Genomic DNA, 13,728 nt, shown 5'->3' with positions numbered 1-13,728 from the left:
CGACCTGTCCCGCCTTGCTGCACAACAGCTAAACTCGTTTGTTATTAAGTTCCTGACCCTCACGGCGAAGCCTTACGCTTAATGGCCTCGTGCCGAAACTTGAATAGCGTTGCCAAACGATCTTCATCAAGCGACTCGGTATCAAGAAAGGCATTTTCGATATTAGATTTATCGATTTCCGTCATCTGGCGTCACGTAGTTTTTGACGCTCAGCCACAATCAGTAAACGCCAGTTACAGCTTTGTGCCTATGGATTAATCGACAAAGCGTATGCATTTTTCCGCGCGGGTCGACTGCTTCCGGGCAAAACGGCACCGGAAGCAGAATCCACTCAAGCCGTTTCGCGCTGCTGCTGAGCTGCGGACACATGCGGCGCCACCCATTCCCCTGGACGCTGTTCCGTTGCTGCGGCGTTCTCGAACGTTGGCAAACCGTTCACCAAAGTCAGACGCATAGGAGCTGAGTCGCGTGTCCAGCGCCATGTGAAATTGCCATCACCCATGGGCACGTCATAAACCTTTTTAAGGTCTCTCTCCGCAATCTCGTCCAGCGAAAACACCGCAATATCCGCCCGTTTGCCTACCTGCAGGCTACCGCGATCCCGGAGACTAAAATGGTCGGCAAGCTTGCCAGTCTGCACCCACACCGCTTCTTCAAGGGTGATCTGTCCTTTGGCAACAAACTCGGTAAACAATCGAATGTTTTCACCGCCGCCGCACAGCATCTGGCCGTGCGCGCCAGCATCACTGATATTGCCGACCGACTTTTTATCACGGATCAGGCTGATCACCATGTCGGTATCCATTTCGAAAGGCGGCATGGTGACTGTTGATTCAAGACCATTGGCAATCAGCCACTCCGCCATCGCATCAGAGACATGCGGCGCACCAATCTGCTTTGCATATTCGCCCAACGTCACGCCAATTGGCCCCGCATTATTCTCCGAATTAAGCAATAACATGTGCGGTGCCCGAGCCTTGGCAAAGGGCGAGAATTCAAATACATCGTTATCCCAAGACGCCCGAGCGCGCTCGCGCCAGCTGTCGTCCTTCAGCAGTGCCCGTTTGGCGTCGTCACCTTCTGCAAGGACAACCTCGTGCCAGACATAGTCATTGGATTGGGCAAACAACAAAGAGCTTTGCACACTGGCCGTGGACGTCACTGGGATATGCGCATAGCCCGTCCAGAAGTCACGACCTTCAGTTTTCAGCCGTTCGTGCATGGCAGCCAGTGGTGCCTGAATTCCCATCAGATCGCGCTGGAAAACCAGAGTTGGCAGGCCAGCCCACTGAACCCTGATATCAAGACCTTCTGTCAGCCGGGCAATACGTTCAAGCTGGTCGGGCGCTGCCATATTGCGGAAAGTATCGACAATTACCTGAAAGCTGACGCCGGGATGACGTGCCATAACTTCAAAAAGAGCGCGAAACTCCGCGTCGTCCGCGTGCAGAGAGGGTACTGGCCGGTTCTCGCCGTCATGGTCCATCAAGTTAGTTGATAGCCCCAACGCTCCCGCCGCAAGTGCTTCATCCAGCATAAATGCCATGCGTTCGATCTCATCGGCTGTCGCCGCGCGTTCCCAGGCTTCCATCCCCATTACCGCAAGTCGCAGCGCGATGTGACCACAAAAGGCTGCATAGTTAGCGGGCAAAGATGCGTTGCGCTGCATAGAAGCCTGGTATTCAGGCCAGCTGCGCCAGTCCCAGGGCAGCTCTGTCATAAAGGGGGATTCTGGAATATCTTCAAAGAACGAAAAAATACCGACCACTTCCCTGCGCACCGCTTCGTCGTCAGGCACTGGCGCCACGCTGAAACCGCAGTTACCCATGATAACGGTGGTCGCCCCAAAACCCGGCAGGGGGTCCAGTGTCTGATCCCACCACATGGCTCCATCGAAATGGGTGTGGGATTCAATAAACCCGGGGCTGACAATACAGCCGCTGGCATTTACCACCTCTTCTCCATCGTTTGGCGATAATTCGGGGGCAATCGCTTGAATAGCTCCATTGGCAATACGCAAATCACCACGGTAGGCCGGCGCGCCTGTGCCATCAACTATCGTGCCACCTTGAATCAATCGAGCTGTGGGATCTTGAGCAGACATGATCACTTTCTCCTGGTCGTCTTTTTATTCGAATAACTTTAATGATTTTACCGGGCGACTCGACTTGCCAAACGCCCTGATATCAGGCTTCACTATGAATATATGCCTGATTAGCACTAGCCGGTAGAAGGATATGACCAAAGACTTTAACGATATTACTGAAGCCGGTGAGCTGCAGCAGACAGCGATGACTATGCTGAGGGTGATTCAGCGCCACAACCTACCCGAACAGCAGTTGCGCCGCTTCCATCATTACTTCGTGAATCGCGGCGTTAGCGTGACATTGGCCGTTTTTCGAGACTGGATTACCCAGATCCAGCGCGAGCTCGATAGTCAGGCCTCATTAAAAGAGCTTGCCACCCATTGGACAAAAAGACTGGGCGAACGCGACACATTTACCCAACAGGAAGCCGAGGAATTTCACCACCAATACGCCTCGGTACTCGACACCAACGCCATTATTCGCCAACCTGTTGTTATCGGTCTTGCCGAACGTGAAGCGGGCAGCCCCTTCGATGTAGAGCTATCCCAACCGGCGCGGAATATTCGCTGGGTTATTCTGTACACCGTAAAAGGTCAGGCAACGCTCAAAGCCGGAATCCGTGATATGCGTATTGGCCCCGGCGATGTACTACTGCTGCCACCCAATGCCATGTATCACCTCAACCGCTCCCCAGACAGTGCGCGCTGGAACCATTACTGGCTCTCCTTTCATCCGCACACAGACTGGCGTCACCACCTTGATTGGCCTATGCCAGCGCCCCATGTCGGCCATGTAAATGTTCCACAATCTGAGAGAAATCGCATACGGACAATACTCAACGACCTTATGGATAACAGCCTTCACCCCACCGCCGTCATGCACGACCTAGAAGCCAATCTACTGCTCCAGTTCATTCTGCGCTGTCGCAGTTATTTCCCCGACTCCCACCATCGGGTTAGCGACGAGCGTGTCGAAAATGCGAAGCGTTTTGTGGAAGAACATCTGAGCGAGGCATTTACCCTGGAACAAGTGGCAGAGGCGGTATATATGTCGCCGTCGCGACTGGCGGCCCTGTTCAAGAGCCACACGGGGCTGAGCGTGTTTAGCTGGCGCAACGAACGCCGACTGATTCAAGCGGCGCATCGATTGCGCAGCAGTGACGAGCCCATTTCCAGTATTGGCACACAGCTTGGCTTTAGTGACCCCACGTATTTTTCACGTACATTTCGCCAACATATTGGCTGTAGCCCGAAACAGTATCGCAACCAGCAACAAAGTGACCTTGTCGGGGATCCAATAATCTAAAGCCACAAAAAAGCCCGCGCGAGGCGAGCTTCTTTGCGAGTTACAATGGAAAACCAAACCTACTTTTTCAGTTTATACGCCACCACCGAGTCACCCAGGGTGGAACCAAACATGCTGTGGCCACCCGTTGCGATAACAATGTACTGCTCACCATTTACCTCGTAGGTTACCGGGACCGCCACGGCAGCCGCCGGTACCTTGGTGCGCCAAAGTTCCTTGCCGGTCTTGAGATCGTGAGCGCGAAAGACATCATCGATGCTGTACCCGATAAAGACCACGCCACCGGCGGTGACCAGCGGGCCACCCGCCCCCGGCATGCCGAGATTGGTGTCAATAAACGGAATGGGGAATGGCATCATCGCTTCAAGGCCGCCCAGCGGTACTTCCCATACCTTTTCTTTCTTGACGATATCCACCGCCACCAGACTCGCCCATGGCGGCGCTGAACAGGGCGTTCCGAGTGAGGACATTAGCGGCTCTATGGTGGGAATATAGGGCGAATCCAATACGTCGAAGGTCATGGACAGACCTTCGACATTCTGGCCGTCCTCCTTTTTCACATTGGATTTTTCACGCGGCGTCAGCTTCACAATCATCGGCATGCGGTTTACCGGCACCACCATGATGTTGCTCTTTGGATCGTAGCCGCCGCTACCCCAGTTGGGGCCGCCACCGGCAGAAGGCATAAATACCGTGCCTTTCTCGCTAGGCGGGGTATAAATCGGGCCGTAGTTCAGCCCTTCAACTTTCTTTTTACAAAAGTGGCGATCGATCGGGGTAAAGCCCCACACATCGTCCAGATCAAACTTCTGCGGCACCAGCGCCGGCATTCCCACCGGGAAGGGTTGGGTTGGCGACAGCACTTCTCCTTTTACAAAACCTTCCTGCGGAACCGGGCGCTCTTCAATCGGCACCAGCGGTTCGCCAGTTTCGCGATCAAAGATGAACACCAACCCCATCTTGGTGTTTTGCAGCAACGCCGGCACCATCTCGTCGCCCTTCGGGTAGTCGATCAGCATCGGGCGCGCGGGTATGTCGTAATCAAATACGTTGTGGTGTACCACCTGAAAGTGCCAGGCAATTTCCCCGGTACTCGCCTTCAGGGCGACGACCGAGGTGGTGTAGTTGTTGTCGCCCACACGTTCGCCGCCATAAAAATCGCTGGACGTACTGGTGGTAGGCAGGTAGACCATATCGAGTTTTTCATCGACCGCCATCGACGACCAGACGTTACCCTGTCCAAAATTTTTGGTGCCGTCTTTCCAGGTTTTCATCGCCGGGTCACTGGCGTCGCGAGGCACAGGATCCCACTGCCACAGGAACTTTCCGGTGCGCGCGTGATAGGCCATAACGCGACCGCTGGGCGCTTTAACGCGCTGGTTATCGGCCACCGATGAGCCGACCACAATCACATCGTTAATCACCGCCGGGTGCGAGGTGGCAATCACTTCGCCGGGCATGATTTCCGGCTTATCGATGGGAATATCCACTTCGCCCATCTCACCAAAACCTTCACAGGGTTTGCCGGTTTTGGCGTCTATCGCCAGCAAACGATAATCCGCCGTGCCCAGCAGAATACGCGACGCACACGCTGCACCCGCCTCGGCCTGTTTGTCTACCCAGTGGGAGATACCCCGGCACTTGCGCATACCAATGCCGGTTTCCAGCGGGTCTTTCGGGTCGAACATCCAGCGCTGTTTGCCGGTAGCCGGATCAATCGCAAAAATCTTGCGCTTGGTGCTGCAGATCATCAGGTTGCCATCGACCAGAGTAGGCTGGTCTTCAAAGGCGACCAGTTTGCCGGTCAGATCCTCAGGAGGCAGGTCTCCAGTGTGGAATTCCCAGGCCAGCTCAAGGTTGGCCACATTGCTCGCATTAATCTGGTCTAGCGATGAAAACTGGGTGCCTGACTGGTGATCGGCAAAACTGGCTGAGAAAACAGGAGCACTGGACAAGGCTCCGATCAGGCCGATGCCGGCTGCTTTTTGCGTTAACCTGCTGATCATAATTGGGGTCTCTATGCGTTATTGTCGGCGCGCATGCGTCGCTATTGATCAACATCATTGTATAGTTGTGAAACACTGTGGGTCAATTCGCGTCACCCACGCGCAATGAATTAGTAATCTTTTATGCATGAGTACGGCGGCGCGCTCGCGCAAAGCACAAGCAGGATATAAAAAGGACCCGCCGAAGCGGGCGGTCACAACGACCAAGGAAGGGAACCGTCGAGACGCTGCCGGCGCAGCGTCTTAGTTGTGCAGGGGAATTACTTGTTGGTTGGAAAGGCGAAACGAACACCTTCGCTCGACCCGGCTGAAGGCCAGCGCTGGGTAATGGTTTTGCGACGAGTATAGAAACGCACCGCGTCCGGGCCGTAGGCGTAAAGGTCGCCAAACAATGAGCGCTTCCAGCCGCCAAAGCTGTGATAGGCCACCGGCACCGGCAGCGGTACATTAACGCCCACCATGCCGACCTTGATGTTGTCAGTAAAGTAGCGCGCGGCTTCACCGTCACGGGTGAAAATGCAGGTACCGTTGCCGTACTCGTGATCGTCTATCAGCTGCATGGCTTCTTGCAGGGTTTCCACCCGCACCACACACAGCACTGGACCGAAGATCTCTTCCTGATAGATTTTCATTTCCGCTGTTACGTGATCAAACAAACAGCCGCCGAGGAAGAAACCCTTGTCGTGACCTTCCACTTCCAGCGCACGACCGTCTACAACTAAAGTGGCACCTTCTTTCACTCCCAGATCCACGTAGCCTTTCACCTTCTGCTGGTGGGCAGAAGTAATCAGCGGCCCCATATCATTGCTGACGTCGGTACCGGGGCCAACTTTCAAATCAGCCATACGGGTTTTCAGTTTTTCAATTAGCGTATCTGCTGCCTCATCACCGACAGCAACCGCAACTGAGATCGCCATGCAGCGCTCACCGGCTGAACCGTAAGCCGCGCCCATCAGGTTATCGGCAACGTAATCCGGGTCGGCGTCGGGCATAACTATGGCGTGATTTTTCGCGCCACCCAATGCCTGGCAGCGTTTGCCATTGGCAGTCGCCGTGCTGTAAATGTACTCAGCAATCGGGGTAGAACCCACAAACGAGATCGCTTGAACGGTTTTGTTCGCCAGCAAGGTATCCACGGCCACCTTGTCGCCATTAACCACGTTGAATACGCCGTCGGGCAGTCCCGCTTCCTGAAATAGCTCCGCAATGCGCATCGACGCCGAAGGGTCGCGCTCAGAAGGCTTCAACACAAAGGTGTTACCGCACACGATAGCCATGGGATACATCCACATAGGCACCATCGCAGGGAAGTTAAACGGCGTAATTCCCGCCACAACCCCTAACGGTTGAAATTCGCTCCAGCAATCGATATCCGGACCGGCGTTCTTGCTATGCTCACCTTTTAATAGCTCCGGAGCACCACACGCGTATTCCACAACTTCAACACCGCGCTGAAATTCGCCCATGGCATCATTGCTCACTTTGCCATGCTCCGCCGTAATCAGCGCAACAATTTCGTCGGCGTGTTTTTCCAGCAGTTCTTTAAACTTGAACATCACGCGGGCACGTTTCAGCGGTGGCGTATTGCGCCAGGCTGGATACGCAGCTTCAGCAGCGGCAATTGCAGACTCAACGGTCTGTTTGCTGGCCAGCGCAACCTGCTTCTCCGGTGAACCGGTGGCAGGATTGAATACATCCTGTGTGCGCTCAGCATCAGCAACATGTTTGCCACCGATAAAATGCCCGACTATGGTCATATCTGCTACCTCTAAATTTGCGTTAAGCCTGCCCGCCAGTGCCGTGGAAAGCGCGCGGAGAAAGCCCGTAAATGAACAGTGGCGACCATTATACTGTTGTACAGCACTGTTGACCAGAAGCAGTTGCGCAGTGTAGTCTGATCAGGCTCCGGTAACTGCGGGTGAGCGCTTGTAGCAACATGTGAACACGGCCCTCTATTCCCGCAAAGAAAATTCACAGGCCTTTGTTTTAAATGGTCTTTTTGAACACTAACAGAAACCCGGTTGCCGACTGCGAGCCAGCTATGGAGTTTTCTCAGCAATGAATTTTGAACTTTCCGACGACCAGAAAATGATGCGCGACACCTTCGCGCGCTTTCTGACAGAACAGAGCACCATGGAACGTGTGCGCTCTGCCCAGGACACCAACGGCTTTGACGCCGCATTGTGGAAGGGGCTGGCTGACATGGGCGCCCTGTCGCTGAGAGTTCCCGAAGACGCCGGCGGCATGGGGCTGGGCATATTTGATGCCGCCGTACTAATGGAAGAAGCCGGCCGCACCCTTGCCTCTGGGCCGCTGGCCGAAGCGTTAGTCGCGCTGCGCGTGGCCGGCCTGCTTGGCGCCGACAACACCCTGCTCGAATCTGCTCTGCAGGGCGACCAGGTCATCACGCTGGCGTTGAACGACGTAGCAAGCCACGCCAAGCAATGGGTAGCCGGTGGCGCTGTAGCTTGCGCTGTAGTCGCCAAGAAAGGTAATGACATTTGCCTCTTCACACTAAGCGACACCAAACGCGGCGAAGAGACTTTGGCGTCTACCGCGCTTGCCGAAATTGATTTCAGCAACGCCCAGTGCACGATTCTTGGTAGCGATGAGACGGCGCAAACCGTCTTTGCTCAGGCAATTGAGGAGTGGAAGCTGCTGCTGGCGATCGCACTGAGCGGCCTGGCGCGTCAGGCCGTGCAAATGGCCGCCGATTACGCCTGTGAGCGCAACGCGTTTGGCCAACCCATCGGAGCTTATCAGGCCATATCCCACCCGCTGGCCGATCTGATCACTGAAGTCGACGGTGGCAAATTCCTCGCCTGGAAAGCCATTCACGATATCAAACACAATCTCAATGATGCCGCTGCACAGGTGTCCATGGCCTTCTACTGGAACGCCGACACTGCCGCCCGCGCGGTCACCCAATCGCTGCATACTTTTGGCGGCTACGGTCTGGCCACCGAATACGATATCCATCTGTACAACCTGCGCGCCAAGGCGTGGCCGCTGGTAGCGGGCGATCCGGGCAACTACCTCGAAGAGGCCGGACGTCGCCTGTACGCCAATGAACAGGTTGCGCTGCCGGATGTGGGCGAGGTCGCGATTGATTTTGATCTGGGCGACGAAGCACGCGCTATGGCCAAAGAGCTGGACGACTTGTTCAATCGCATCCTCACCCCGGAACTGCGCGCCAAGGCCCACTACTCATTCGACGGTCACGACCCAGGTGTGCATAAAATTCTTGCAGAAAACCGCTTCCTCTTCCCCGCCTGGCCCAAGGAATACGGTGGCCGTGAAGCCGAGCCCTATGTAGTCAGCGCGCTAAGTAAAGTGTGGGAAAAACAGGGCTGGACCGGACATCCGACCAGCACCACCATGCTGGTTGGCACCATGATTCGCAAATGCGGCAATGACGAAATGAAGAGCGATATCCTGCCAAAAATCGTCGCCGGCGAAGCGGTATGCTCGCTGGGTTACTCCGAGCCCGGCTGCGGTTCCGACGTGTTTGCGGCCAAAACCAAGGCCACCCAGCTGGAAGACGGATCTTGGCGAATTGATGGCGCAAAGATGTGGACCAGCGGCGCTAACATTGCCGACTATGTACTGATGCTGACACGCACCGATCCGGATCTGCCCAAGCACAAGGGCCTCACCATGTTTGTCGTACCTCTGGACACGCCCGGCATTGAAATCCACCCGGTACATACCTTCCAGGATGAGCGCACCAACGCAACCTTCTACGACAATGTCGTGATCCCCGACAAATATCGACTCGGAGAGGTTAACGGCGGCGTGAAAGTGATGGCAGCGGCGCTTGAGCTAGAACACGGCGGTGGCTTTATGAAGAGCCAGTTTGCTATGACCGAAGCGGCTGAAGAGCTGTGTCAGGAGCTTGATTTACTGCAAACCAGCAACGCACAGAAGCGTTTGGCACGCAGTAAGATGCACGCTTACATCGGCGAGGTACTGGGCAACCGCGCCCTGTGGACAGGCGTAATGGGATTGGAAAGCAAAGCCTACGGCCCTATGACCAAAATGTTCTCTTCCGAAAAATTCCAGTCTGATTCACGCGATCTTCTCGACCTGACTGCGCCGCACTCGCTGTCAAAACGCGAAGGCCCGGCCGGTGAACTCAACCTCGCCTACCGACACGCCCACGGCACCACCATTTACGGTGGGACCAGCGAGGTGCATCGCAGTATGATTGCCGAGCGGGCACTGGGTCTGCCACGCACTCGCGGATAAGAGAAAACAAAGGAAATCATGATGAGCGAAGCACCTCACCTGCTGGTCGAACAGAAAGACGGGATTCAGATCACAACCCTGAACCGGCCGGACAAACTCAATGCACTTACCGGCCAGACCATGCGCTTGTTCGAAGAGGCCTTGATCGGGTTTCGCGACAACCCGGAACTGAAAGTCATGCTGGTGCGTGCCACCGGGCGCTACTTCTGCGCCGGCGCCGACCTGCGCGACCGCTCCGACGACAAGCCTGCTCACACACCGCGCGAGATTCGGGAAAAGCACCGCCTGGGCCTGCATGGCATGCATCGCATCTACGACGAAATGGAACATATCGAAAAACCCATCGTCGTTGCCCATCAGGGCACCTGTGTAGGTGGTGGTCTGGAGCTGTCGCTGTCCTGTGATTTCCGCCTGGCCGCCAAGAGTGCGAAATACGCCTTTCCCGAAGGGAAAATGGGTGTGTTGCCCGCCTCCAATGGCGTCTCGCGTTTAACCCGGGTGATCGGTGCACACTGGGCCCGCTATCTGATTATGGCCAACCTGCCCGCCGACGCCGACCGCGCTCTGACCATGGGGTTGGTACACGAAGTGTTCCCCGATGAAAGCTTTGAAGACGATGTAATGAGCTTCTGCCGCCATCTGGCTGAACAGAATGGCGAGCAGATGGGCGCCGCCAAAATTGCCATCGAACTCTGCGCCGAACTGGGCCGCGACCAGTCGCGTCATGTTGAACGCATGGCCAACAGCGCACTGATGCTCAGCCCTGATTACCTCGCCCGCATTGAAGCCTACGTCAAGAGCGTCGGTTCAAAAAAAGACTAACCCTCGGGTATACGGAAAAACAATCTCATGGATTTTGCCTGGACCGACGAACAGAAGGCCTTTCGCGCCACTGTTCGCCAATTTCTGCAAGACAACCTGCCGGACAACTGGGAACACATCGCCCACGGCCCCGCCTCGAAAGAGCAGACCACCTTCGCCAAAACTTTCTGCGGCAAGCTGGCCGAGCAGGGTCTGTTGGTGCCACACTGGCCGGAAGAATGGGGCGGCCGCAATGTTGACCCGTGGATCGCGTTCATTCTGGCCGAAGAAATGTGGATGGCCGGCGAACCCCGTGGCGGCCAATACATGAACGTAAACTGGATTGGCCCAACCATGATGCTGTACGGCTCGGACGAGCAGAAACAGCAGCATATCCCGCCGATGGCACGCGGCGAAACCCTGTGGTGTCAGGGTTTTTCCGAACCGGAATCCGGTTCCGACCTGGCTTCACTGCGCACCAAAGCCGACAAAGACGGCAATGGGTACCGCATCAACGGCCAGAAAATCTGGACATCCTACGCCGGCGATGCCGATACCTGCTTCTGCCTGGCGCGCACTAACCCCGGCAAAAACGGCATCTCCATCTTTCTGATTCCGATGGACACCCCAGGCATCACTGTGCGCGATATTCCGAGCATTATCGGTGAAGGCGATATTCACGAAGTGTTTTTTGACGATGTGGTCGTACCCGAGACCGCTCGCCTCGGCGACGAAGGTCAGGCCTGGGAAATTGTCGGTAAAGCCTTGTCGTTAGAGCGAGTCGGCATCCCCCGCTTTGCACTGGCATCTACCACATTGAGAAAAGCTGTAGAGCTGCTCAAGGCCGAAGGTCGGTTTGGGCTCGGCGCGGTAGATCAGGCCGCCAAGGCTCACGCTGCCTGCGAAGCCGCCCGTCTCTATAGCTACAGTATTATTGACCAGCGAGCCAAAGGCCGTATTCCAGGTCCGGAAGCGAGCGTGGGGCGCTTTGCCACCGTCAATTGCGAACGCATGGTGGCGGATTTTGTGGTGGAGCATGTACCAGAAGCGATCAGCGGCCAACACCCAATGTTGCTCGCCCACCATCAGCGCGGCATCGTTGCCGGCATCGCCTCCGGTGCCGCCGAAATACAGCTCAACCTGATTGCCACCCAATACCTTGAACTACCGCGGGAGCCGCGCTGATGGATTTCGAACTCAACGACGATCAGCTCGCGGTAACCAGTGAGCTGGAAAAGCTGGCAGGGCAATTCGCTACCTCGCCAGTCGATTTTCACGGCTTTGCGTTAGCCAGCCCCGAGCTGGAACAGCAACTGGAAGACAACGGCTTTTTTGAGCTCGCCACGATGGAAGGAATGGGGCCGATTACCGCCGCATTGGCCGTCGAGCGCCTGGCCAAACTGCCTTACACCGCTGAAATCGCGCTATCTATGCTGGTTCGCCCTGCGCTAAACATGGAATTGCCACGCCCCTTTGCGGTGGTGGAAAACTCTCGCCCCGGCCGCTTTGTCGCGACAGCGAAAACAGTACTCGTGATTGACGGCGACAACGTTAGCGTTGCCCACCCTTCTGCCGATCAGGTAGAGAGCTTGCCCGACTCGCTCTTCGCCTACCCCATGGCGAAACTGAAAAGCGATGTAGAACTCACTGCGCTATCTGCTGAAGAAGCCGACACCGTCAAAACCTGGCTGCGCATCGCCAATGCCTGTGAGATGGCCGGGCTACTGCAGGCTGCCATCGACGCCACAGTGGAACATGTTAGCGTGCGCAAGCAGTTCGGCCGCCCGCTGGGCACCTTTCAGGCGCTGCGCCATAGACTGAGTGAGTGTACGGTACTGGCTGGCGGTGTACGTTGGCTTGCGCTAAAAGCGGCCTGGAGCGGCGATGCAGGCGAAGCTGCCATGGCATTACTACACGGCCAGGAAAGCGCCCTGCGCGTGGTGTATGACATGCATCAGATGTCTGGCGCTATGGGCATGACACTGGAGATGGATCTGCACCTGTGGACTTATCGCCTGAAAGCCCTACTCAGTGATTTGGGTGGTCGCGGTGGTCAGGCTCAAGCCGTAGCTCAATACTGCTTTGACGCCGCATGAGCGAAGCCAGCACCTTTGACAGCCTGCGTGCAGCGGGTTGGACGGATCTCACCACCGAAGGTTTTACCGGCTATGTCGGCCCCTTCTGGTTTCGCGGCGATGCCCACAACCATGAAGTCGGTATGCTGGTTGAAAGTCGTCACGCCAATTCCCATATCGGCACGCTCCACGGCGGCGTGGTGATGACCTTCGCCGATATAGGCCTTGGCAGTGCCATGTCAAAAGCATTGGGGGCAAAGGCGCGCGGCTATGTGACACTGTCCCTGCAAACCCAGTTTGTGTCGGTGGCGCGAGTCGGTGAATTTATTACCTGCAAGCCGGAAATCGTGCGTCAGGCAAGGGATGTTGTATTTATCCGCGGACTGATCAAAACCGGGGAAAAAACAATTGCGAGCGCCGAAGGGATTTGGAAGGAGATGGCGTCGGCCAGGTAATGCTAGCGGGGCAGCCCGCTAACAGAAAGAATATGGGGACAGCCCCCGGTTTTTGCTTTAGGCTAAACCCGTGCGCAATCAGGACAAATAATGACCCCTCCCCTTCGTATTCGCTATCAGACCATTGAAGTCGGCAACAACGACATTCACGTGTGTACACTGCGAGATCGCCAGCAGTTCAGCGACCCGGAAAGCCTCGCCGAGAATCTGGGCATTTCGTCTGCACTCTGGCCCATTTTTGGCGTAGTCTGGCCATCGAGCCTGGTGCTGGCCCATCACATCGCCGACTTTCAGACCGAGGGCAAACGCATTTTAGAAGTAGGCTGCGGAATCGCCTTATCCAGCCTGCTGCTCAATGCGCTAAAAGCCGACATCACCGCAACCGACTACCACCCCGAAGTTGAAGCATTTCTGGCCCGCAATACGCGGCTAAATGACGGTAAAACAATTGCCTTTGAGCGCGCCGACTGGGCAGATACCCAAAGCACGCTGGGTACCTTCGACCTGATTATCGGCAGTGATCTGCTTTATGAAGATGAACACATCGCCTTATTGGCGGAATTTATCCACCGCCATGCAAGACCTGCCTGTGAAGTGATCCTGGTGGATCCCGGCCGGGGCCGGAAGAACAAGTTCAGCCGGGCTATGGGCGCCAATGGTTTCAGCAGCAATCACATCAAGCCCTTGCACACCGACTACCTCGACGGCGTCTTCAAGGGCGACATTCTGCAGTTTGCCCGAAGCCTGTAGC

Annotated in this window: 11 protein-coding genes; 7 read left to right on the top strand and 4 right to left on the bottom strand. The window is 56.0% G+C overall.

Going from position 1 to position 13,728, the window contains the following annotated elements; all coding sequences use genetic code 11:
* Positions 1–59: 59 nt before the first annotated feature.
* Positions 60–185 carry a hypothetical protein gene (locus AC222A_RS00425; protein WP_372747488.1) on the bottom strand — a complete coding sequence of 42 codons (126 nt, stop codon included), beginning with the start codon at positions 183–185 and terminating at the stop codon, positions 60–62.
* A 146-nt stretch (positions 186–331) separates the two neighbouring features.
* Entirely contained in the window at positions 332–2,104 is a 1,773-nt protein-coding gene (locus AC222A_RS00420) for an N-acyl-D-amino-acid deacylase family protein (RefSeq protein ID WP_372747487.1), read from the bottom strand.
* Between the two features lie 133 nt (positions 2,105–2,237).
* Here AC222A_RS00420 and araC point away from each other — a divergent pair, with 133 nt between their 5' ends.
* Positions 2,238–3,392 carry an arabinose operon transcriptional regulator AraC gene (gene araC / locus AC222A_RS00415; RefSeq protein WP_372796602.1) on the top strand — a complete coding sequence of 385 codons (1,155 nt, stop codon included), beginning with the start codon at positions 2,238–2,240 and terminating at the stop codon, positions 3,390–3,392.
* Between the two features lie 59 nt (positions 3,393–3,451).
* On the opposite strand, the gene AC222A_RS00410 is transcribed toward araC, so the two are convergent.
* Positions 3,452–5,398 (bottom strand): pyrroloquinoline quinone-dependent dehydrogenase, encoded by a 1,947-nt coding sequence (locus AC222A_RS00410; protein WP_372747485.1) that lies wholly within the window; start codon positions 5,396–5,398, stop codon positions 3,452–3,454.
* A 260-nt stretch (positions 5,399–5,658) separates the two neighbouring features.
* A complete protein-coding gene (locus AC222A_RS00405) occupies positions 5,659–7,155 on the bottom strand; it encodes a CoA-acylating methylmalonate-semialdehyde dehydrogenase (RefSeq protein WP_372758175.1) in 1,497 nt (498 codons plus the stop codon).
* Positions 7,156–7,456: 301 nt separating this feature from the next.
* Here AC222A_RS00405 and AC222A_RS00400 point away from each other — a divergent pair, with 301 nt between their 5' ends.
* From AC222A_RS00400 to AC222A_RS00375, 6 genes are all read left to right on the top strand, one after another.
* Positions 7,457–9,646 (top strand): acyl-CoA dehydrogenase family protein, encoded by a 2,190-nt coding sequence (locus AC222A_RS00400; protein ID WP_372747483.1) that lies wholly within the window; start codon positions 7,457–7,459, stop codon positions 9,644–9,646.
* A gap of 18 nt (positions 9,647–9,664) precedes the next feature.
* Positions 9,665–10,468 (top strand): enoyl-CoA hydratase/isomerase family protein, encoded by an 804-nt coding sequence (locus tag AC222A_RS00395; RefSeq protein ID WP_372747482.1) that lies wholly within the window; start codon positions 9,665–9,667, stop codon positions 10,466–10,468.
* 27 nt (positions 10,469–10,495) lie between these two features.
* Positions 10,496–11,632 (top strand): acyl-CoA dehydrogenase family protein, encoded by a 1,137-nt coding sequence (locus AC222A_RS00390; protein ID WP_372748011.1) that lies wholly within the window; start codon positions 10,496–10,498, stop codon positions 11,630–11,632.
* A complete protein-coding gene (locus tag AC222A_RS00385; RefSeq protein WP_372748012.1) occupies positions 11,632–12,543 on the top strand; it encodes an acyl-CoA dehydrogenase family protein in 912 nt (303 codons plus the stop codon). The genes AC222A_RS00390 and AC222A_RS00385 overlap by 1 nt, the downstream gene beginning before the upstream one ends.
* On the top strand, positions 12,540–12,977 hold the full coding sequence (locus AC222A_RS00380; RefSeq protein WP_372748013.1) for a PaaI family thioesterase: 438 nt from the start codon (positions 12,540–12,542) through the stop codon (positions 12,975–12,977). The genes AC222A_RS00385 and AC222A_RS00380 overlap by 4 nt, the downstream gene beginning before the upstream one ends.
* A 90-nt stretch (positions 12,978–13,067) precedes the next feature.
* Positions 13,068–13,727, top strand: a complete 660-nt coding sequence (locus tag AC222A_RS00375) for a class I SAM-dependent methyltransferase (protein ID WP_372758174.1) — start codon at positions 13,068–13,070, stop codon at positions 13,725–13,727.
* Position 13,728: the final 1 nt, after the last annotated feature.

The organism is Litorivivens sp., assembly GCF_057445395.1.
Note: the sequence above shows the minus strand (reverse complement) of the source record. Positions and strands in the feature narration are given on the sequence as shown.